The organism is Roseomonas fluvialis, assembly GCF_022846615.1.
Taxonomy (GTDB): Bacteria; Pseudomonadota; Alphaproteobacteria; order Acetobacterales; family Acetobacteraceae; genus Neoroseomonas; species Neoroseomonas fluvialis.
The window spans coordinates 430960-452143 of record NZ_AP025637.1 but is presented as its reverse complement, the minus strand read 5'-3'; the positions used below and the strand labels follow the sequence as shown (position 1 = coordinate 452143).

The 21184-nt window shown below is 67.6% G+C and carries 18 protein-coding genes and 1 pseudogene; 10 read left to right on the top strand and 9 right to left on the bottom strand.

Annotation, left to right across the window (positions count from 1 at the left end):
- Positions 1–4 precede the first annotated feature (4 nt).
- Positions 5–586: a carboxymuconolactone decarboxylase family protein gene (locus MWM08_RS02160; protein ID WP_244457834.1), complete on the bottom strand. Its 582-nt coding sequence runs from the start codon at positions 584–586 to the stop codon at positions 5–7.
- Between the two features lie 118 nt (positions 587–704).
- On the opposite strand from MWM08_RS02160, the gene MWM08_RS02155 reads away from it, so the two are divergent.
- On the top strand, positions 705–1619 hold the full coding sequence (locus tag MWM08_RS02155; RefSeq protein ID WP_244457833.1) for a LysR family transcriptional regulator: 915 nt from the start codon (positions 705–707) through the stop codon (positions 1617–1619).
- 22 nt (positions 1620–1641) lie between these two features.
- Here MWM08_RS02155 and MWM08_RS02150 read toward each other — a convergent pair whose 3' ends face one another.
- From MWM08_RS02150 to MWM08_RS02140, 3 genes are all read right to left on the bottom strand, one after another.
- Positions 1642–2229, bottom strand: a complete 588-nt coding sequence (locus MWM08_RS02150; protein WP_244457832.1) for a pyridoxamine 5'-phosphate oxidase family protein — start codon at positions 2227–2229, stop codon at positions 1642–1644.
- A complete protein-coding gene (locus MWM08_RS02145) occupies positions 2226–2690 on the bottom strand; it encodes a nuclear transport factor 2 family protein (RefSeq protein ID WP_244457831.1) in 465 nt (154 codons plus the stop codon). Before MWM08_RS02145 ends, MWM08_RS02150 begins: the two co-directional genes overlap by 4 nt.
- Before the next feature lie 64 nt (positions 2691–2754).
- Positions 2755–3300, bottom strand: a complete 546-nt coding sequence (locus MWM08_RS02140; protein WP_244457830.1) for a carboxymuconolactone decarboxylase family protein — start codon at positions 3298–3300, stop codon at positions 2755–2757.
- A 121-nt stretch (positions 3301–3421) separates the two neighbouring features.
- On the opposite strand from MWM08_RS02140, the gene MWM08_RS02135 reads away from it, so the two are divergent.
- The gene (locus tag MWM08_RS02135) at positions 3422–4315 is read left to right on the top strand and encodes a LysR family transcriptional regulator (protein WP_244457829.1); all 894 of its coding nucleotides are present in this window, start codon (positions 3422–3424) and stop codon (positions 4313–4315) included.
- 557 nt (positions 4316–4872) lie between these two features.
- Here the strand turns inward: MWM08_RS02135 and MWM08_RS02130 are convergent.
- Together MWM08_RS02130 and MWM08_RS02125 are read right to left on the bottom strand one after the other, a co-directional pair.
- Complete coding sequence (locus tag MWM08_RS02130; protein WP_244457828.1) at positions 4873–6186, bottom strand: hypothetical protein; 1314 nt, start codon at positions 6184–6186, stop codon at positions 4873–4875.
- A 174-nt stretch (positions 6187–6360) separates the two neighbouring features.
- Positions 6361–7623 (bottom strand): hypothetical protein, encoded by a 1263-nt coding sequence (locus tag MWM08_RS02125; protein WP_244457827.1) that lies wholly within the window; start codon positions 7621–7623, stop codon positions 6361–6363.
- A gap of 273 nt (positions 7624–7896) precedes the next feature.
- On the opposite strand from MWM08_RS02125, the gene MWM08_RS02120 reads away from it, so the two are divergent.
- The 4 genes and pseudogenes from MWM08_RS02120 to MWM08_RS26280 all read left to right on the top strand — a co-directional run bounded on the left by MWM08_RS02120 (position 7897) and on the right by MWM08_RS26280 (position 10362).
- Entirely contained in the window at positions 7897–8895 is a 999-nt protein-coding gene (locus MWM08_RS02120; protein WP_244457826.1) for a hypothetical protein, read from the top strand.
- Positions 8896–9281: 386 nt separating this feature from the next.
- Entirely contained in the window at positions 9282–9662 is a 381-nt protein-coding gene (locus MWM08_RS02115; protein WP_244457825.1) for an FAD binding domain-containing protein, read from the top strand.
- Between the two features lie 131 nt (positions 9663–9793).
- Positions 9794–9961, top strand: a pseudogene (locus tag MWM08_RS26485) (FAD-dependent monooxygenase); the annotation flags it as partial.
- Positions 9961–10362 carry a Bug family tripartite tricarboxylate transporter substrate binding protein gene (locus tag MWM08_RS26280; RefSeq protein ID WP_423816062.1) on the top strand — a complete coding sequence of 134 codons (402 nt, stop codon included), beginning with the start codon at positions 9961–9963 and terminating at the stop codon, positions 10360–10362. The pseudogene MWM08_RS26485 and the gene MWM08_RS26280, both read left to right, overlap by 1 nt.
- 276 nt (positions 10363–10638) lie before the next feature.
- On the opposite strand, the gene MWM08_RS02105 is transcribed toward MWM08_RS26280, so the two are convergent.
- Positions 10639–11349: a maleate cis-trans isomerase family protein gene (locus tag MWM08_RS02105; protein WP_244457823.1), complete on the bottom strand. Its 711-nt coding sequence runs from the start codon at positions 11347–11349 to the stop codon at positions 10639–10641.
- A gap of 276 nt (positions 11350–11625) precedes the next feature.
- Here MWM08_RS02105 and MWM08_RS02100 point away from each other — a divergent pair, with 276 nt between their 5' ends.
- A complete protein-coding gene (locus MWM08_RS02100) occupies positions 11626–11910 on the top strand; it encodes a hypothetical protein (RefSeq protein WP_244457822.1) in 285 nt (94 codons plus the stop codon).
- Positions 11907–13133 carry an amidase gene (locus MWM08_RS02095; protein ID WP_244457821.1) on the top strand — a complete coding sequence of 409 codons (1227 nt, stop codon included), beginning with the start codon at positions 11907–11909 and terminating at the stop codon, positions 13131–13133. Before MWM08_RS02100 ends, MWM08_RS02095 begins: the two co-directional genes overlap by 4 nt.
- Positions 13134–13485: 352 nt before the next feature.
- Here MWM08_RS02095 and MWM08_RS02090 read toward each other — a convergent pair whose 3' ends face one another.
- Together MWM08_RS02090 and MWM08_RS02085 are read right to left on the bottom strand one after the other, a co-directional pair.
- Positions 13486–15096, bottom strand: coding sequence for an ABC transporter substrate-binding protein (locus MWM08_RS02090; RefSeq protein ID WP_244457820.1), 1611 nt, complete (start codon positions 15094–15096; stop codon positions 13486–13488).
- Between the two features lie 1406 nt (positions 15097–16502).
- A complete protein-coding gene (locus MWM08_RS02085) occupies positions 16503–19367 on the bottom strand; it encodes an ATP-binding protein (protein WP_244457819.1) in 2865 nt (954 codons plus the stop codon).
- Here MWM08_RS02085 and MWM08_RS02080 point away from each other — a divergent pair.
- Positions 19348–20481 carry an alpha/beta hydrolase gene (locus MWM08_RS02080; protein WP_244457818.1) on the top strand — a complete coding sequence of 378 codons (1134 nt, stop codon included), beginning with the start codon at positions 19348–19350 and terminating at the stop codon, positions 20479–20481. The genes MWM08_RS02085 and MWM08_RS02080 overlap by 20 nt on opposite strands.
- A 38-nt stretch (positions 20482–20519) precedes the next feature.
- Positions 20520–21173, top strand: a complete 654-nt coding sequence (locus MWM08_RS02075) for a hydrolase (protein ID WP_244457817.1) — start codon at positions 20520–20522, stop codon at positions 21171–21173.
- Positions 21174–21184 lie beyond the last annotated feature (11 nt).

Below are 21184 nucleotides of genomic sequence, written 5' to 3'. Positions count from 1 at the left end.
GGCGTCAGGCGGCGGCGGCGACGCGGTTGCGCGGCGCGGTCCAGGCCAGCGACGGATCAGCCATAAAGGCCTCGTACGGCGTGTGCGTGAGGTGGTTGGTGTAGTTGCTGATGGTCTTGGTCGCGACGACCGTCACCACCTCGAGCACATTGGCGCGGGTGAAGCCGGCGGCGATGAAGGCATCGACCGCGGCGTCACCGACCAGCCCGCGCGCGCGCACCACGGCTTCCGCGAAGGCGCGCAGCGCCTGCAGGCGCGGATCCGCGATGGGCGTGCCCTCGCGCAGCGCCTGCACCGCGTCCTCGGCCATGCCGGCCTTGCGCGAGAGGAAGGTATGCCCGGCGGTGCAGTATTCGCAGCCGTGGAAGACGTTGACCGCCTGGTAGGCGACCTGCTGCTCGACCGGGGTGAGGGTGGACTTCGCGACCAGGCCGAACAGCGTGTCATAGGCGGCGAGCGCCACGGGGCTCTCGGCGAGCGTCGCATGCAGCGTGGGCACAAAGCCCCAGGCCGCCTTGGTCTGCGCAAGCAGCTGCCTGCTGCCTTCGGGCGCGGTATCGGCGGTGTGCAGGTCGAAGCGGGTCATCGGTGGTCTCCTGGACCGTCGGGCGGCGGGGATGTCGTCCGTGGCGGCAGTGATGCGCCGATACGCGCGGTGACAGAACGCGTCTTGCGCACACCATTCTCATACGCATGATGTATGAATGAGCGACGCCCTGCCGCTGTTCCGCACCTTCCTCCGCGTCGTCGAGACCGGGTCCTTCAGCGCGGCGGCGCGGGAGGCGAACACCTCGCAGCCCACCATCTCGCGCCAGGTCGCCGCGCTCGAGCAGCATCTGGGCTGCCTGCTGCTGCAACGCACGACGCGCACGCTGGCGCTGACCGAGGAGGGCCGCGCCTTCTACGAGGCCGCGCGCCGGGCCGTGGAAGCGGTGACCGAGGCCGAGACCAGCGTGGGCCGGCGCAAGGGGCGCGCCACCGGCACGCTGCGCCTCGCGGTGGCCGAGGTGATGGGCCGGCTGCACCTGCTGCCGCGCCTGCCGCGCTTCCTCGATCGCCATCCGGATCTCTCGGTGGACCTGGTGTTGTCGGACGGCTTCACCGACCTGGTCGAGGAAGGCATCGACATGGCGCTGCGCGTGGGCGAGTTGTCCGACCCCTCGCTGGTCGCGCGGCGGATCGGGCTGACGCGGCGCGTGGTGGTCGCCACGCCCGACTATCTCGCGCGGCGCGGCGTGCCGGCGACGCCAGGCGATCTGCGCGGGCATGACTGCGTCCTGTACAGCGGGCTCGCCTCGGGGGCCGCCTGGCTGTTCGACGGGCCGGAGGGGCCGCTGAGCGTGCCGGTCGCGGGCCGCGTGCGGGTGAGCACGACCGAGGCGGTGCGCGCCGCCGTTCTCGGCGGGCTTGGCATCGGGATGGTGCCGGTCTGGCACTTCGTCGGTCGCGAGTTCGAGGAAGGGCGGCTGGTCCGCCTGCTGCAGGCCTGGGAACCGAAGCCACAGCCGATCCATGCAGTATGGTCGACACGCCGCTACCTCGCGCCGAAGGTGCGCGCGATGATCGACTTCCTGGCCGAGGAATTCGACGCCGACCCGCGCCTGAGCGGGCGCGGCTGAACACGCGGCGGCCCTGGCGCCGTCAGCCCTGTGTGGGCAGGCGCCGCGCCAGTTCCGCCTCGAGCTCGGCGATGCGCGCATCGCGCTTCGCCAGGGCGGCGGCGACGTCGGCGGCCTCGAAGCGCTGCGGGATGTGCTGCGGGCAGTTCGCGTCCCACGCGCCGAGGTCGAACAGGATGGCCTGCTCCGGGATGGCGGAATACCCGTCGGGGCGCAGCGCCTGCAGCAGGGCTGCGTCATCCTCCACCACGCGCGCCGTTCCCCAGAGCTTGATGCGCCTCCGGTTTGCGTAATCCATCAGGAACAGGAAGGCCTTGGGGTTGTCGGCCAGATTTCCCAGCGTGATGTACTGACGGTTGCCCCGGAAATCCGCGAAGCCAAGCTGCGTCGGCGAGAGCACGTGCAGGAAGCCCGCCGGGCCGCCGCGATGCTGGATATAGGGCTGCCCATCGGCACTGGCGGTGGCTAGGAACACGCTTGTCTGCGCACCGATGAATTCCGCGAGATCGGGCGTGATCCGGCTGCGGAACTCCATCTCGCGGTGGCGCGGCCGGGCGGTCTTGCGGTCCTGGACCGCACGCACGCTGGGGCTGAAGGGAAGCTGGTTCACAGGCCCATCTCCGAAAGGCCCGGATGCGCGTCCGGGCGGCGACCTTGCGGCCAGTGGAACAGGCGTTGATCCGCGCGGATCGGGAGGTCGTTGATCGAGGCCATGCGGGTGCGCATCAGCCCCGTATCGTCGAATTCCCAGCTCTCGTTGCCGTAGCTGCGGAACCAGTGGCCGCTGTCGTCATGCCATTCATAGGCGAAGCGCACCGCGATGCGGTCGCCCTGGAAGGCCCAGACCTCCTTGATGAGGCGGTAGTCGAGTTCCCGCGCCCATTTGCGCGCGAGGAAGGCCTCGATCGCCGCGCGCCCCTGCAGGAACTCGGCGCGGTTCCGCCAGCGGCTGTCCGGCGTATAGGCGAGGGCCACGCGGGTGGGGTCCCGCCCGTTCCACGCATCCTCGGCCATGCGGGCTTTCTGGGCGGCGGTTTCGGCGGTGAAGGGCGGGACCGGCGGGCGGTACATTATGGGTTTCCCTGTCTTCGGGCGGGACGGACGGCAACGCCTGTGCGGCGACGCCAATCGCTTTTCAGGCGGCGCGCGACACGACGGGGAAGTCCACCACCGTCTGGGCCACCTCGTTGAGGTAGTTGGTCCAGGTGTTCAGCGCGACGTGAAGGATGATCTCGACGATCTGCGCATCGGAATAGCCGGAGAGCTTCACCAGGCGCAGCGCATCGTCATCCACGTGGCCGCGCTCCCGCGCCACCTTGGCGGCGAAGCGCACGGCGGCATCGGCCCTTGGGTCGTTGGAGAAGCCGGCGCGATTGGCGGCGATCTCGGCGGCATCGAGCTTCGCCGCCGTACTGCCGAGGTAGGTGTGGGCGGCGAGGCAGTAGTCACAGCCATTGATCTCGGCGACGGCCAGCGCGATGCGCTCGCGGGTCTGGGCGGGCAGACTGCCCTTGGCCAGGGCGGCGCTGAGGCCGAGATAGCCCTCCAGCGCAGCCGAGCTGCTGGCGACGGTGCGGAACAGGTTGGGCACGGAGCCCAGCTGCTTCTGCACGGCGGCGAGGAAGGGGCGCGAGGCCTCAGGGGCGGCTTCGATCGAGGCGTGGGTGGCAAGGCGGGTCATCTGAAGTCTCCTGCTTGGGCGGTCGGAGGATCCAGCCGCGACAGGGCGGATATGCTTCATTGCTCCGCAGACGATAATTCTCATTCCTGGAACTTCATCATTGCTTGTGATGCAATGATGTATGGATCGCTTCGCCGCCATCTCCGCCTTCATCGCCGTGGTGGACCGCCACGGGTTCGCCCCTGCCGCGCGGCATCTGGGCCTCGTGCCCTCCGCCGTGACGCGGCATGTGGCGGCACTCGAGGCGCATCTCGGCGTGCGCCTGCTGGCCCGCACCACGCGCTCGGTCACGCTGACCGAGGCCGGCGCGCATTACCTTGAGAGTGCCCGCCGCATCATGGCCGAACTGGCGGAGGCGGAGGAATTCGCACAGTCGGAGCGGTTGACGCCGGTGGGGCGTCTGGTGGTGTCAGCCCCCGCCGTATTCGGCCGCCTGCATGTGGCGCCGCTGATGGCCGAGTACCTCCGGCGCCATGATGGCGTGCAGGGGCAGCTCCAACTCTCCGACCGCTGGGTGAACATGGTGGAGGAGGGGGTGGACTGCGCCATCCGCATCGGCCACCTGCCCGATTCCGGCCTCGTTGCACGGCGCCTGGGCGAGACGCGGCGGATCATCGTCGCGGCCCCCGGCTACCTCGCCCGCCACGGGACGCCGCGGGACCCGCGCGAGGTGACGGCGCATGCCATCATCCGGTTCTCGGCCTTCGAAGGGGCTGAGGAATGGCGCCTGTATCGCGATGGCCTGGAGGAACGCGTGCCCATCGCCCCGCGGCTGGTCACCAACAGCGCCGATGCGGCGCTTTGCGCGGCCGAGCGCGGAGGTGGCCTGACCATGGTCCTGGCCTATCAGGCGCGTGAGGCCCTCGCCGCCGGCCGCCTGATCCGAATCCTGGGCGACTTCGAGGCACCCGTGCTGCCCATCCAGATCGCATGGCCCGCGGCAAGGCTGATCCCGGCCAAGTTGCGCGCCTTCATCGAGACGGCCACCGACAACTGCGATTGGCACTTTGGCTGATCGGGCGAGCCTGATCGCGGCCAGACGGATCAGCGGCATGCGCACCGAGGTCGCGCGCCAGCAAATGAATTCAGCCTGCCCTCGAGGATCACGCTGGGCCAGTCGCGGGAGTGCCAACGTGCATCCACACGGCTTTGGGCGTGTTCAGATCGGGGCGCGACGTATATCGCGAGCTCGGCCGCAGCGGCGGTTCGAAGCCGGGCGTACTCCCTTCGCCATCACTCCGGTAGAGTGGTGCGCTGAGGTGCCGCACGTACCGCGCCCGCACAGCTTCGTCACGATGAAGCAAGCGGTGCCTCGACGCTTCCACGTGGTATCCCCCGTGTACCTCCAGGAGCCACGCTGCGGGCAGCGCAGGAGACGGATGTCGACGACCCCCGGATCGTCGCAGGGATGAATGCAGTCGTCGGGACGGGGCTGCTCAGAGCGGAGAGGGTTGGGGAGGTGCACAAGTGATCTCGGCCCCTCCGCAGATAGGCGCGCCACGACGACAGTCGCGTCAAAGTACAAGCATCAATCCCCTGCTCCCGAGCCGGGCGTGTGAACGCAGCGTAAAGTTAGACTTGGATCGCGCGCCCGGCGACGCGACCCTCCTCCGCCAGTCGCTGCCACCTGTGACCCAGGTTCCTGATCACGACCGAAACCCCGGATCCGATACCGATGCTGACGGCGTAGCCGAGCGCATACGGCGGGAGAAAGCGGACCCAGTAGTCGACGAACAGTTGCCACAGATTGCGGCTTCCTAACTCTGCGAGTTCGATCACGAGCATTGTCAGGCACCCGACGACAAGGCCGACACACGTCGCCAAGACCGCGGTACGCATCTCCTCAACCGGTGTCGACGGTAGGGACGGCCTCAGCAGGCCGGCCGCTGCCGCGGTCACGATCAACCCCGACCACCAGAGCGCAATTCGGCGAAGCGCGCTGCCGTCTCGGAACATGGCAGATGCTTCGTCATAACCCGGCTGCCCTATCGCGACCGCCAACAGGATCGCACTCAGGCTCACCCGCCAACCGAACATAAGGCCCACAATGATCGCGCCATGGAGCCAGATGCCAAACGGCATGGCGAGCGGCGGCGTAGGCATCGCGAAGGACGCAAGCAGGATCATCGTCGCGCCCGCGATCGCAAGAGGAAGAGTCAGCCCCCTTCGTGCGAGGCTCACTTGCAGCTCGATGAGCCTGCCCATCGCGGCCGTACCGCCGCGCTCGATGATCTGCCAAAGCGGAATCGTGAGGCTCACGCCGACCGCAGCGATGGTCGCAGTGGCGATGTCGGCGGCGATGTCCAACCGGTTCGTCTCGATCTCCGGCAGATGTGCAGACAGCCAGTCCGGCAGCGGGCTCATCAGCGGCCCGACAAGTGGTAGGGCAAGCATCACGTTGCCCGCCAGCCAGAGTAGGATCTGGCCAACGGGAATAGCGACGAATAGCGCAGCAATGCGCACTCCGAGCCGCAGATTCCGATACCGCTCCAGGCAGCGCAACCCGCTCCAGATGGCAAGCACCGAGATCATGAGGCTAAGCGTCAGGCCAAGGTGCCCGCTGGCTCCAACACCCAACACGGCCTCGCGCCAGATGAACCCAAGCGTTCGCACAGCCTCAGCCGCAAATAGATAGAGACCGTAGAGGCCCGCCATCAGAAGGGCGAACGCCAGCAGCTTGCCTAGCGCCTCGCCCCCTGCTCCTGCGACGCCCGCGCCGCTCGTTGGCGTGCCGGAGTTGCCAGGCGAGGTCGCCGACGCGGCCTCGATCGCTCGCCATGACGCTTCGGCGTGCTCGCGCTCAGCGACCCGGCTGTCGTAGTTCGCGACAACCTGCGATGAGGCGCCATGCTGGCTGATCAGCCGCCCTCGCTCCATGTCGGACATCAGGTCCCCCGCAACACTTGAGCCGGCGCGATCGTCGGCGGGTTTCCGGACGCGCGAAGCGCTCTGCTCGGTCGTCTTCCCAGTTCATGCCAGCCACAGGCTTCGCGTGGCTGACGCGCATTCCAAACCGAAGCAGTGGGCAGGCGGTCTGCCGGTCCAGAGGCGGTCATCGTCTCACCGCACGCAGTTGGACAGGTGGCGCTGAAACTCCCCGATCGACGAGCGCGGCGAAAACCGGATCACATGCGCGTTGTGGCGCGCGTCCCACACCCGCAGGATGACCCGGTCCGATCCCGACAGCATGTTCAGCAGCCAGGCGGAGTCCCAGGTTGTGGAGGCACGCTGCACCGAGGGCTCGAACATCCCGGCTAGTCCAATAAATCCTCCGACGCCGAACGGGTCGATGGCCGTGGTCGGATGCCGGTCGAGGATCTGCCAAATGAGACGCTGAACCACGCGATCGTCGAAGTTGATCTCCATCAGTGCCGCACGCAAACGGCTTTCGGACAACTCGTTGCGCAGGGGCAGACTGCCATTGGCAAACAGGAGTTCGAGGCGCGGACCCGCGCAGCGGGCCTGGATCATCTGGCCACCGGGACCGCCGCCTTCTGCAGGGTCAGCGGCGAGGTTGGCATATTGCGTCACCTCCCGGGTGACCGGATCCTGCGAGCGACCGAATCGCCAGCGAGTCGAACCGGAGGCCGCTGGCTGCGCAGGGCGCGCGGCGTTAACTTGCGGCGCGGGCCGGGGCGCCGTCGCCGCATCACGCAGCTTTAGCGTGGCGCGCTGCGCGGTCGGCATCCGCGAGGCGGTTCGGAGCGCGAGTTCCAGCTGCCGGACGTCCTCCGTAAGGATCGCCGCATCGCGCCCCTGGCCGCTGACGCGCAAGGCGAGCGCTTGCGTCCGAAGCTGCTGGTCCGCGTCAGTCGTCGGCCGCCAGGCCTCGATCGCCGCGCGGCTGAAGGGCAGAATCTGGACGATGTCGGCGGTCTTCTCGACGAAGACGTAGAGATAAGCGTCCTCATCGCCGACCGGCATTGCATCCAGTTGCCCGAACTGCGTCGCGCTGAAGCGAATTGCGAGGACGGAAGGACTGCCTGGTAGCGCGAAGTAGCGCGCCTGCATCACGATTTCTGTCGGCGCACTGCCGCGTGCCGCCGTGTTTCGAATGACGATCCGATGGCCCCCGGCGTCATCTACACGGATGGTCACGAGTTGAACGATGGCAATCGCCATCTGATTGACAAGATTGTTCGAGGAGGGGCTCAGGTGCTCGAAGCCAACGTGGCGAAAGGGAAGGCTCGGCGTCGCGTCAGGGAAATCGAAGCCGCGATTAGATCCACTGACCTGCAGGCACGCGGCTAAGGGGAATGTGAGGACCAACGCGGCAAATAGTGCGCGGGCGGTGCGGGCGATAATGCCGCGAACTCGTACCATCGGTCGCCTCCGTTCATTCCACGTTGTTGCGCGGACGATGTCGGGCGTTATTGCCGGCGGTGAGAGGCTAACGGGCATTAGACGTCGCGGTAAACTGTCAAGTGCTGGCTATGCGGCATACCGCGTGAAATACTTCTGATTCGAGATTTGTTGAGCAAGAACACACGGATTGGTTGCAACGAGAGCCGCAAGCACAATCATTTACGGCCAACGACTAGCGATATCTCGAGTAGCTTCGACTTGCTGAATTGATGCTCGTCGACTCCCACGCCGATGGCGCGGGTCGGCATGTTGCGGCACACGATCGTGCTGGTAAGCGGCTGCGGCGCAGAGATTTCCGATTGCCTGTTCCCGAGCGTGACGGAGGTCCTCGCCGAATTGAAGCAGCAGGCGGCGGTGGAGCTCGTCAACAGGAGCGCTATCCTCTGTCTGTATCACGCAAAAGGCTTGTCTAGCGGCATGTTCGAGACCTTGGTGCATGCAGATTGGAGCATGAGCCCGAAGAAGCGCTGGGCGGCACGCGCTCGTCGCGTTGCTGGAAACTGGCAGGTCGAAGACCCCTATCCGGTCGGAAGTTGCGCGGCGCTGCTCGACCACTGCTTTGGGGCGATCGCTGATGGACCAGTCCTGGTCGGCTTCGATTTTCCCATTGGTGTGCCCGCCGCGTTCGCGGCAAACGCAGGCATCACCAGCTTCCGGGACGCCCTACCACTACTCGGCGAAGGCAGGTGGAAGGATTTCTTCCACGTCGCGGAAACGCCCGGTGACATCTCACTGGAGCGACCATTCTACCCGCGGTCATCCGCCAAGGGAGCAACACGCGCCGCGCTCGTCGCTGCCTTGGGAATGAGCCGCTACGAGGAGCTTCTCCGCATGTGCGAGCGGCGGACGAGCGTTCGACGAGAAGCATGCAGCCTTTTCTGGACACTCGGCGGCAACCAGGTCGGAAGAGCCGCGATTTCCGGCTGGCGGGAGATCGTCGCGCCAGCCTTGCTGCGCGGCGCTCGGATTTGGCCGTTCGACGGCAACCTCGCAGATCTCGCGAAGACGGCGGCTGTGGTGATCGCTGAGACATACCCCGCCGAGGCCTATCGCATGATCGACGCGGGCTTCGCCGCAACCGAAAGCAAACGGCGTGTCGAAGACCGTCGGAGAAAAAGCACAGCGCATCCTGGATTGGGCAGCGCGACACGACGTGAAGCTATCAGCCAGTGCTCATGCCAGCATCCTCGACGGATTTGGATCCAAGTCCAACGGCGAAGACAAGTTTGACGCCCTGTTTGGCCTGATCAAGATGATCGAAGTTGTCGATGCGCGGCGCCCAGAGGCGACCGAGCCGCAGCGGGAGACGGTGGCGGTGGAAGGTTGGATCCTCGGTCGCTGACACTCGTCGCGCATTCCGACAGGCGCCGCACAACACGTGCGACAAGGTGCTTACTGCGTTGCGATGGCTGGGTGTGCAGCCGGATGCGACGCTCGGCGTTCCCGTCACGATGCGCCAAGCCTTCGATGCGGACCGGCGCGTCATCGGCGAGCGCATCCACGCGCAGACTGTCACGTCATGAGAGAGGCTGTTCAGTATCCTGCGCGCCGGAGTCGCCGATGCCGACTATCGCACCGCACATGACCTTTGTGACGTCGAACTACTGGACGACGGCGTGCGCGCACGACTCGCCAATGGCGTGACCGAACAGGGCGACCTGCTGGTCGCAGCCAACGGCTTCCGTTCGACCGTCCGTAGCCTGCTTATGCCTGCGACCGAGCCCGTCTACGCGGGCTACGCCGGCTGGCGCGGCTTGACGGACGAGGCGGAAATGGTGGCGCGCCTTGGTTCCGGCTTCTTCGCCAGGTTCGGCTTCGACCTTGCCTGCTCGTACCAGATGGTCGGCTATCCGGTCGCTGGAGTGGAGAATGATCTGCGCCCGGGCCACCGGCGCTACACCTTCGTCTGGTATCGACCGGTCGACGACGAACGGCTGAGGGAACTCCTCACGGACGCGAGCGGCCAGGTGCACGGCTTTCCATCCCGCCGCCGCTGATCCGTGCGGGGTTGCTGGCCGAGATGCGCAACACCGCCGAGCGGGAACTCTGCCCGCAGCTCCGGGAAGTCATCCGCCTGACGGCGCAGCCCTTCTTTCAGCCGATCTACGACGTGTGATCGGAGCGACTGGTGCAGGGCCGCGTTGCCCTCATTGGCGATGCGGCCTTCGTCGCGCGTCCACATGTTGGCGCCGGCGTGACCAAGGCCGCGGAGGACGTGCTTGCCCTCGCGCAGGCGCTCGATGTCGCCGGCGACATTGGGTCGGGACTCGTTGCGTACGAGCAGGCGCGGCTGGAATCGGGCCGCCAGATCGGCGCCTGGGGACGGCGTCTCGGCGGCTACCTGGCCCCGGGGCACGCCGTAACCATGGCGCCTGGCGAAATCTTCGACGTGCCGACGCGGCACGCAGTCCGGTCGCACCGGACGTGCCGAAATTCGCCGAGCAGGGCTTCGCGGGCGTCGAGGCCAGTTCCTGGTTTGGCATCGCCGCGCCATCCGGCACGCCCGCGCCTGTCGTGACGCGGCTGCAGCGTGCCATCGCCGCGGCCCTCGCGATGCCTGACATCCGCGCGCGGATCGAGGGCATCGGCTTCACCGCACAGGCCTCCTCACCCGAAGCGCTCGGCCAGATCATCGACGAGCATTCGCGTCTTTGGGGCGGCGTGATCCAGCGGCTGGGCATCCGTCTCCAACTTTGAACGACGGGGGAGCTGCCTGCGGTTACCTGTGCAGCTCCGCACTCGCGGCGACAGCGTTACGAAATCGCACCTCGCACCAGCCATCTGCCGCCCATGGGCGGACAACAGGATCTAGAGACGGTTCGAATTCGAGCGCACGCGCTCCGCCGTTAGCGATGGGCGCCATGGGCCTGTCGGGACGCCGCAACAGTCGCGACGCAGCACTTGCCGAAGCCGACGGCACCCTTCGGCGCATTGCTCACCCAAGCCGCAGGCACCGGATTCGGACGCCGAGAGTCATCCGGATATTGCGAATATGCGTCCAAAGGGACGCGCCGGGGCCGGGTCGATCCCCAGCAACGCCAAGGAGCCCCAGACGCCGGCCGAGGCCGAGTCGATCACCGGCACGCCAAGCTCCGTCTCGAGGCTCGCGGCGACCTCGAAGCCGGGCAGGTTCGTGCTCCAGACCAGGATCGCGTCGGGCTTCGCAGTCGCGACCTCCCGCGCCAGCGCGGCAATGTCGCCCGGTGCAACGCGAGCGGCATCGAGGTTGTCGGTCTGACCGAAGCCACGCACCGCCGCGAGCTCGCAGCCCAGCCCACGTGCGGCGTCCGCGGCATAGTCATGGTCACCGGGCACAACGAAGCCTAGGCGCTTCGCGCCGAGCCGCGCCAGAAGCGTGGCGGTGGCAAGGGAAGCAGTGGTGGCAGGCAGGCCAGTCGTCCCCGTCATCTCTGCACAGAGGGCTTCGTCCGAGGCGAGCCCGAACGTGGCTCCGCGGGAGCCGTTCCAACACAACACGGATACCTCAGCGTGGCTCAGTTGCCAGGCGGCGTTGCGGTAGGCCGCGGCATCATAGCCGTCCTTCGGCTGGCCGGTGCCAGCGCCGAAATATGTTATGCGCGCAAAGCTGGCATCCACATCCTCGAAGTTCCGGAGGATGGCGATCGTCGCGCGCTCGACGCTACGGTTCGACGAAGGGAGGATGGTGCCGATCGCGCGTCGCATGGCGCAGGTCCCGTTGTGGATGCGTCGTTAGACTAGGCCCCATGCGCGCGCGAGCCAATCACGCGGGCAGACGAGATGAAGACCGTCGAGCAACGAGCGAACGATCCGCCCTTGGGAGCCTTGCGACGGCGCGCCGGCAGGAGATCGCCTCGCGCAGCTCGTCGTTCGGAAACATGCAAGGTGGCCGGACCGCTTTGTTCAGCGGCACCGATCCGCGTCATGCGCCCCGCCCGGAGCGCGCATACCTAGGCGCGGCACGTTCCAAGGCAGTCTGGAATGCGGTTCACCGCCGCAGTGGGCACCAATGTTCGACCTGGAACACCGACGCGAGCTGGTCGCTGGCTCGATTGCAAGGCATCGCCGATGGTGCTGGGCTTCAGGTCCGGACCGCTGATCGAGGAGGATGTCCGTCATGCGATACTGGTCTCTGATGGCAATGCCGCAGTGGTCCTAGAACAACCGCTAAGCTTTGCACTGCGCGCCGCGACTGGCGCATTGCGGCCCGTCATCGCGGTCCCCGAGATCCGCCGCACCCGATCGTCCGTCCTGGTGCAACGATGATCGGAGCAAAGGCCGCCCGGGCACGGATCGCCCAGCGTGACGGCGCGATCCGCGCCTATGTGCATATCGGGGACAGCGCGTACGGAGGATCGGGGCTCCTCGCCGGCCTCGCCCTTGCGGTGAAGGACACGATCGATGTCGCCGGCTGGCCGACGGAGGCGAACTGTCGCCTCTTCCGAGGTCGCATCGCGCGGGAAGATGCGGCGGTTGTCGCGCGACTGCGGGCGCTAGGCGCGGTACCGCTCGGCAAGGTTTCCACATGGGAACTCGGCGCGGGAACCGGCGAGGTGCAGGAACTCGCGCTCGCGCCGCCTCCCGCCCACCCCTTCGTACGCGGCGCCTTCGTCGGCGGCTCTTCGAGCGGTTCCGCCGTCGCGGTCGCCGCTCGGATGGCCGATGTCGCGCTTGGCGGCGACACGGGTGGGTCGGTGCGCTGCCCGGCGGCGGCGTGCGGTGTCGTCGGCCTCAAGCCGAGCGCCGGTCTCCTGCCACGGGATGGCGTCCTGGCCCATTCCGGTACGCTCGACCACGTCGGGCTGATCGGTGGCGACGCCATGCTTCTCGCGCGCGTCGTCACATTTCTCGGGGCGTCCCTGCACGAGGCGCCGCGCTATCCACGGATTGCGGTCATCAGGGCCTGGGATCGCGAGACGCACCCCGACGTGGCGGCGGCATTGTCCCTTGCATCGCAGCACCTTGCGGATGCCGGAGCGAACCTGATCGAAGCGGAAGCTCCCATCGGAATCGACAGCGCCAGGACCCTCGTCAGCACCATTGCGCTACCTGAGTCTGCAGCACTGCATGGGAACGTGCTTGCTGCACCGGTCGGAATGGTGAGCGAAGGCCTGCGCGCTTGGCTCCGGCCTGGGCTCGCTATTGACCAAGTCGCGCGGAAAGCCGCCATGGCCCAACGTGCGGCGCTCACCGCCACGGTCGATGCGCTGCTGGCCAACTGCGATGCCATCCTCTGCGCGGGCCATCTGCACCGCCTACCCGACGCCAGTGATGAAGCTGCCTGCATTGCATATTGCCTGGCGTCGCCGAACTGCGTGTTCAACCTCACGGGCCATCCGGCGCTCTCGGTTCCTGCCGGTATCGACGGGCGTGGGCGACCGATCGGCCTTCAACTCGTCGGTGCGATGGGCGCTGATGCCGCGCTGCTCCGTATCGCAGCGCTTATCCAGGAGCCAAGCTGGGACGAAAATCTGGGGCTCGGGTTCTGACCCCAGGCCAAAGCAAGTAAAGTCAGCCGCCACGCGCGTGCTGCCCATACGCGCTACGACCATCACTGCACGCCACGGCAGACCGTGACAGCGCTTTGGACCAATGCCAAGCGATACCGCTTGTGGCAGCCGGCACCGCTCGCAGTTTCACGATGCGCAACAATGCGTCAGCGCCGTCGTGCTCGAGTCCCGCGTGTCAGTGCCGGGCGCCTGGTTTTCGCTTCCACATGGCAGCGCCGATCGCGAGATCGACCGCGCCGCCCGCGTGAAGGCAAACGTCCATGCCACGACCTTGTGCGCCCACGCCCGCAATACCCGGGCAGGACGCACATCATCACCCACTACCGATCCGCTATTCCATGCGGACCGGTGTCAGGTCCTGGGCCCAGTTCTGCGCCTGCACGAAGCCGCGAACTCGCGGCGACATCGCCCGCGGGTTCAGATCGTGCACCACAAAGAGCCAGGTCGCGTCCTCGACCATGCGCGCGTTCAGTTCCGCGATCAGCGCGTCTTGTTTCGCGGGATCGAATTCGGCGCGGATGGCATCGGCGAGCCGGTCGAATTCGGGGTTCCGGACATTCGGCCAGTTGATGCCGCGCGGGGGGATCTTGTCACTCGCCAGGACGGTGACGAAGGCGAGGTCCGGATCGAGCGAGGACGTGGAACTGGCCAGGCCATGCACCCCAGCCTGACCGGGCCCATGCGCGCCCTGGCTGCGGCGCTGGCCCATAACGTTCCAGTCGATCACCTCGAAGGTCACCTCAACGCCGACCTCGCGCAGCATCTGCTGCATCGCCTCATTGATCAGCATCGCCTGCATCTGGCCCGAGCCGGAGGGCGAAACCGTCACCCGCAGCCGCAGCGGATTGCGCGGGCCATACCCTGCTTCGGCGAGCAGCCTGCGCGCCTCGGCCGGGTCATATCGAATGCGCCAGCTGGGATTGCCGAACCAGGGATGGTCCTCAGGCACTTGGCCGACCGACGCCTGTCCGAGGCCCTGGAGCATGGTCACAATGCCAGCGCGGTCGATCGCCAAGTTGAGCGCCCGGCGCACGCGAAGGTCGGTCGTCGGCGCCCCCTCGAGCCGGCTGAGCAACCAGGGCCAGGTGTGTGGGTAGATGTTTGTGACGATCTGCATGCCGGCGCTGCGCAGCCGTGCGATGGCATCGGGCGGCGGGGCCTCGATGAAGTCACACTGGCCCGACAGCAGCGCGGCAACGCGCGTGTTCGGATCGGGGATCGGCAGCAGCACAAGTCGGTCGTGCTTAGGGATGCGGGTCGGGTCCCAGTAGTCGGGGTTGCGCACAAGCTCGAGCCGCTCGCGCCTGGCGGAGCGATCGAACTTGTACGGCCCGGTCCCGGACGGGTTGCGGTCATAGGCATCCCAGCTTCCGCCAACCCTGTCCCACTGGGCCGGCGAGGACATCATGATTCTGCTGAAGTAGTAGGGAACGAGCGCATCGACCGTGCGAGTGGTGATGGCCACGGTGAGGTCGTCAATCTTCTCCGTGCTGACGACCGCGGTCATGCGGCCGAACGTCTGCGCGATCTGGCGCGGGTCGTATTGCGGCGCGCGCTCGTCCGTCAGCTTCGCCATGTTCCACACGACGACGTCGGCATTAAAGGGGCTGCCGTCGTGGAACTTCACGCCCGGACGCAGCCTGAACACCCAGCGCCGTCGCTCCGCTGGGTCGGCCTCCCAGGACAGAGCGAGGCCCGGTATGAGCGTGCTCGACCTGTCTGAGCGGGTGAGGTCCCAGTGGATCAGGCTGTCGAACATCGTGATGCCGACGAACCGCCAGCCTTCGCCACCCTGGTCTGGCTGACCGCCAAGGTAGGGAATGTCGGAGACAGTCATCGCAACACGCAGCACCGTCTCCGCCTGAGCGGTCGCGTGGGCGGGGAGCATCGGCGCGGCAACGGCGGCGCTGAGAATGGCGCGGCGGGAGATATCTGTGCTCATGCCTGCGACACCGTCAGAAGCGCAGCGGCAGCGCGGCCAGCACGCGGAGTTCCTAGCTGCGGTAAGCGTTTGCGTGCGCCTGTCGCCGAGGCGGCCGACAGATCGTCACCGGCAACTATAGATGCAGCGCCGGCGCGCGGGCCGATGGATGTCTGACGTGCCAGTGCGGGGCCGTCATACGGGCAGTTCGTTGGCATCAGGCCTCGTTGCTCCTCAACATCGACTGTGACGAAGATGACCGCGATCATGGCGTAGAATTAATGAAATTTAAGCTGCTCGAACAGGCAAAGCATTGCAAGAAGTTTAATTTCTGCTGAAATACATAGCTTATTGCCGTGTAATTTGGCATATACGCGCTGTCTATGGGTCAGTCGGTCATCAGTCGCAACTTCGCGATGATCGTCACCGACCGATGAACCGCGCTTTCGGCGCACGGCGCCAAAACGTTGGACGCCGGCAAAGCGGCTCGGTGAGGTATCTCGCAGTCGCTCCACGGACGGGTGCGGGTCGACATGGAGGCTTCAATGGTACGCCGCGTCTGACAATGATCAGCGGGCTGGGGGGCGCAGGAGTGGGGCTGCCCGCGCACGGCCTCCGGTGCAGCTTCCGACGACGCTTGATGACGCTTGATGCAGGCGCGCCCGCGACGACCAAGCCGGTCACGCACGTGATGCCGATGTGGGAGCCGCCACCAATGGTGGCCGCGGTCAACGCGCTGGCTCGCTATGAATCGCTGGCGGCTGCGGCCGTTTCCGCCGTGGGGCAAACCCCCAGCGGACGCGCAAGTCAGCACGACGCGTCGCCGATCTGGTCTACGCCTCTGACCTTAGCGCGAGCTGCATGTGCTGCGTCTATGCGGTAGAGCCGGCTCGGTAGAGGCGCGGGCTGATGACGTGCCTCGCCGGCGGATAAGCAAGGCGCCCTACTTGCTTTGTCGGATATGGGCCAGGAGCAGCAGGGCTGGACTGGAGGGTCTTCTCGACCGCTAGCGGGCCTTCGCCGTTCGGAGCCGTAGTGTCCTTGGCCTGCCCTTCCCCAAAAGCTGTCTGCCGGGGACGTAGTCCGTCGGCAGCGATGGAAGGTTCGGGATGAGGCGGAAGAAGGCGCGCGAGTCGGGGCAGGCAGGAGAAGCACGCGGTCAACGCCACGGTGAAGGCGTAGCACCGCCACGTGATCCGCGCCTCGTCCGCGACAGACGGGGCCGCGCGCGTCCAGGCGCCGCCTGCCCCCGAGGCGTCGGCACGCCGCGTTCGTTCAGGGCGGGTGCGTGCCACCGACGATTCGCTGTATGGCGCTGCGAAGCTAGGCGAAGGCTGCATCCACCAGCAGATCAGACCGATTGCCCAAGCACGAAGAAGCATACGCCGAAGCCGAGCACGCTGCGCCCATTCCTGGCGGGGGCGGGCTTACCGCGCCTCGTCGCGCGGGGATTCGGCATCGCTATCTTCAAGCGTCGCGATCAACGTTGCACCCTGGCGCATGTCGCTGGTCTCGAAGCCTTCCGTGAAGCGCGCCACAACCGGCGCGAGGAGGGTTCGCGCCTCCGCACGGCGGCGCTGTGCCACGAGCAGCCTTGCGGCGCTCGTCGCTGCGCGCAACTCCCACGCGGGTACGCCCTGCCCACGCGCGAGAACAAGTGCTTCGTGTAGGAGCGGCTCGGCCCCCGGGCGCGCCAGGGCGATCAGCGCCTCCGCCTTGAGGCGCAGCAATTCGGGCAGGCACCAGCGCTCGCCAGTCGACTCGCAGCGCGCCAGCGCCTCCTCGACGACGGCGAGGCCGTCCGCGGCCTGGCCCTGCGCGATCAGGCAATCGCCTAGCGCGGCGAGGAACGCGGTCAGATACTGCGTGAACCGGGCACGGCGCAGCTCATCCACCGCAGCGCGCAGCATCGGCAGCCCGTCCTCGGGATGCCCGGTGCGGGCAAGGAACTCGCCCTCGAAGCCATCGGCATAGGCGCGCCAGACATCGAGCGCCAGTGCACCGGCATGGCGCCGCAGCAGCGTCAGATACCGCTCGGCAGCGGCGTGGTTTCCGGTGAGCAGCGCGAGCGGGCAGGCCGACTGCGCGAGCACATTGCACAGCGAGAGCGTGTGGTTGAGTGCGGTCGCGCGCGCCACGCTCGCTTCGACCTCCTGCATCGCCTGGTCGGGGAACCCTTGCAGCCACAGGATGCGCGCACGGGTGATGCGCGCGGTGACGAGCTGGTCGAACTGATAGCGCACCACGTGCGACCGACGCGACGGCGGGACGTAGCGTTCGATCATGTGGTCGATATGCGCCCGCGCACGGGCCTGCTCACCCAGGAAGTGCAGCGAGGCGCCGGTCATGCGCTCGCCGACCAGGCGGTCGGTCGCGTCGGCCTTCTCCAAGGCCATCAAAGCCCGGAAGCGGTCGGCGATGGCGAACGCCTCGCGGAAGGCGCCGTGGTTGATGCAGTCGGCCCATAGCGCCCAGAGCGCACGCTGCTGGTAGTCGCGGTCACCGAGCGCTTCGGCAAGCTCGAGCGCCGCCCGCCAGGCGGCCGTGCTGCGCTCCACGCGGCCGATCGCGTACATCTGCGTCCAGCCCAGCGCGGCGTAAAGCTGCATGCGCCGTCGGTCGTCGACCGGCTGGCCGGGACCAAGCGCATCGAGCGCGCGCTCCGCCCAGGCGATACCCTCGTCCACCAGGGAGAGCTGGAACCACAGCGGCACGGCCGCCACGGTCAGCGCCACGCCTAGGCCCGGATCGCCGTCCGGACCGAAGGCCCAGATCAGCGCGGCACGAAGCTCGTCGACGCGGCGGGCATAGGTGCCGAGCCATTGGGCCGTGGGCCGGGTCTCCCATTCGGCCGCAGCTTGCTCGAACAGGGCGCGATGAAAGGCGGCGTGCAATTGCGCCACGATCGCGGCCTCGCCACGCTCGTCCAGCCTTTCGCGCGCATAGGCGCGGGTGGTGTCGAGCAGCCGATACGTCACGCCGAGCTCACCCGCCTCCATGGCAACCAGCGACTTGGCGACCAGGCAGGCCAGGTTGTCGTCGAAACCGGCGCCATTGGCCGGCGGCTGCTGGGCCACGGCGCGCGCGGCGGCAAGGCTGAAGCCGCCGGCGAAGACCGCGAGGCGCCGCAGGATCGCCTTTTCCGGCTCCGTCAGGGTGCCGTAGCTCCAATCCAGCGCCGCGCGCAGGGTCTGGTGACGGGGCAGCGCGGTGCGGCGCCCGCGCATGAGCACGCGCAGCCGGTCGTCCAGCAGCATCGCGAGCTCGTGCAGGCCGAACGCATCCATGCGGCCCGCCGCGAGCTCGATGGCGAGCGCGATGCCATCCAGGCGACGGCAGATATCGGCGACCACCGGGGCCTGCGCATCAGTCAGCGTGAATCCGCCAAGGCACGCCGCCGCGCGCTCGACAAAGAGCTGCACCGCGGGGAAGCGCATCGCCTCGGCCGCGGTCAGCGCCGGGATCGCAGGCGGCAGCCCAAGCGGCGGCATGCGCTGCACCCACTCCCCCCCGGCGCGCAGCGCCTCTCGGCTTGTCGCGAGGATGGCCGAGCCGGGCGCGCCGCGCAGCAGCACCTCGGCGAGATGCGCCGCCGCCTCGACCACATGCTCGCAGCTGTCGAGCAGGATGAGGTGCCGCCGCCCTTTCACCGTGGCGAGCAGCCCCTCGGTGTGCCGCTCGGCCCGGACCGCCAGTCCCAGTGCCGCGGTGACGGCGCTCGACACGAGCGCCGGGTCGTTGACCGGCGCGAGGTCAACGAGGACGACGCCGTCGGGGTAGGCGTTGGCGAGCGTCTCCGCCACAGCGAGCGCGACCGTCGTCTTGCCGATGCCGCCCGGCCCAACGAGGGTCACGAGGCGCCGCTGGCGCAGATGCCCGGCGAGGTCGCGCACCATCTCCTCACGCCCGATCAGGCGCGTGAGTGGCGCGGGCAGCATTGCGCCAGACGAGGCAGCAGGCGACGGCACGGCGCGCGACGCGGTGAGTGAGCCGACAAAGCTGTAGCCGCGCCCCGGCACGTTCACCACGAAGCGGCGCCCACCCTTCCCGTCGCGCAGCGCCTTGCGCAGCGCGGCGACGTGCACGCGAAGGCTCGCCTCCTCGACCGTCGTGTCAGGCCAGGCGCGTGCGATCAGGTCGTCCTTTGGCACGACCTCCCCCGCCCGTTCGAGGAGGGCGACGAGGATGTCGAGCGCACGGCTGCCGATCCGCACCGGCCGCCCATCCTCGAGCAGAAGGCGACGATCGGGATCAAGTGTGAATTCGCCAAAGGTGAGCACGCGTTCCGACACGCCCGCCGTCATCCTTGCCCTTTCTGCTGCACGTGGATTTTGCGTCACCGCACACGGATTTGCATCGCTTAACTCGCACCGTGAAGGCCCATCACGGAAGGTTCTCTCGGCAACTAAGACAGAGGGGCCCGCCGCGGTGACCGGAACGGAGGCAATCTGCTGCGGCGCTGCCCATGTGCTCGACACTGCCGTCGTCGCCTTCCTGGCGGGGGCCGCGCGCGACGGGATCGGGCCGATGGCCGCGACGGATATTGCAGAAGCGCGCGCCGCGCTGGTGCGGCTGCAATCCGTCCCGGTTGATGCTCCGGATGTCGACATCGAGGACATCGATCTTCCAGCGGGCCCCACTGGGCGGGTCGGCATCCGCATCCTGCGGCCGCCGGTAGCGAACGGGCGGCCGCTGCCCTGCGTGCTCTACGTGCATGGTGGCGGGTGGATCATGGGCGGCAGGCAGACCCATGACAGGTTGATGCGCGAACTCGCGGCCGGGTCCGGCGCCGCGGTGGTGTGCGTCGACTACGCCCTGGCCCCCGAGGCGACCTTTCCGGTGCAGATCGAGCAGGCCTACGGGGTATTGCGGCACCTGGCAGCGCACGCGGCCGACCATCGCCTGGATCCGTCGCGCATCGCCGTGGCCGGGGACTGCGCCGGCGGCACGATCGCCGCGGCGGTCACGATGCTGGCCAAGCAGCGGCGCGGGCCGGAAATCGCTTTCCAGCTGCTGTTCTACCCCATCCTGGCCGAGCTCACGCAGACCGTCGGGTCGCCCATGCCGTGGCTCAGTCGCACGACGGTCTGCCGGTACATCGATGCCGCCTTCCCCGATCTGGCGAGCCGCCGCCAGCCCACCGCCTTCCCGTTGCTGGCGACGACCGAGGCGCTGAACGACCTGCCGCCGGCCCTGGTGATCGTGGCGGAGGCCGATCCGCTCTGCGGCCAGGGCGAGGCCTATGCACGGCGCCTGGTCAAGGCAGGGGTGCGCGCCACCGCCACACGACACCTCGGCACCATCCACGACTTCGTCGCGCTGAACGCGCTGGCGGAGACGCCCGCGACGCGCAGCGCGATCGCGGAGGCGACCGCGGCGCTGAACCAAGCCCTCTATGGACGATAGCGCGCCCCCGGCGCACCCACATCGAAAGGACGCAGACCATGCCGACCGCCACGCCGACCCCGGGGAAGCTGCTGCTCACACCCGGCGATCACACGCTGGTCATGATCGACTTCCAGTCGCAGATGTCCTTCGCCACCAAATCGATCGACGTGGTAAACCTGCGCAACAACGCCGCGCTTGTCGCGCATGCGGCCGCAGGGTTTGGCGTGTCGACCATCCTGACGACCGTCGCAGAGAAAAGCTTCTCCGGCCCGATGTTCTCCGAGATCACCGACGCCTTTCCAGGCGAGGCAATGCTCGACCGCACCTCCATGAACAGCTGGGAGGATGTGGGTGTGATTGCGAAGGTCAACGCGATCGGCAAGGCGCGCATCGTGCTAGCGGGGCTCTGGACGAGCGTGTGCATCGTGGGCCCGGCGCTCTCGGCCATCGAGCAGGGCTTCGAGGTCACGGTCATCGCCGATGCCTGCGGCGATGTCTCGGCAGAAGCGCATGACCGCGCCATGGACCGCATGGTGCAGGCCGGCGCGAAGCCGATGACTGCCTTGCAATACCTGCTCGAACTCCAGCGCGACTGGGCGCGCGCGGAGACCTACGAGCTCACCACCGGAATCGCGAAGCAATTCGGTGGCGCCTATGGCCTCGGCATCATCTACGCCAAGTCCATGTTCGGCGCCGCCGAAGGCCATTGAACCGAGGAGAA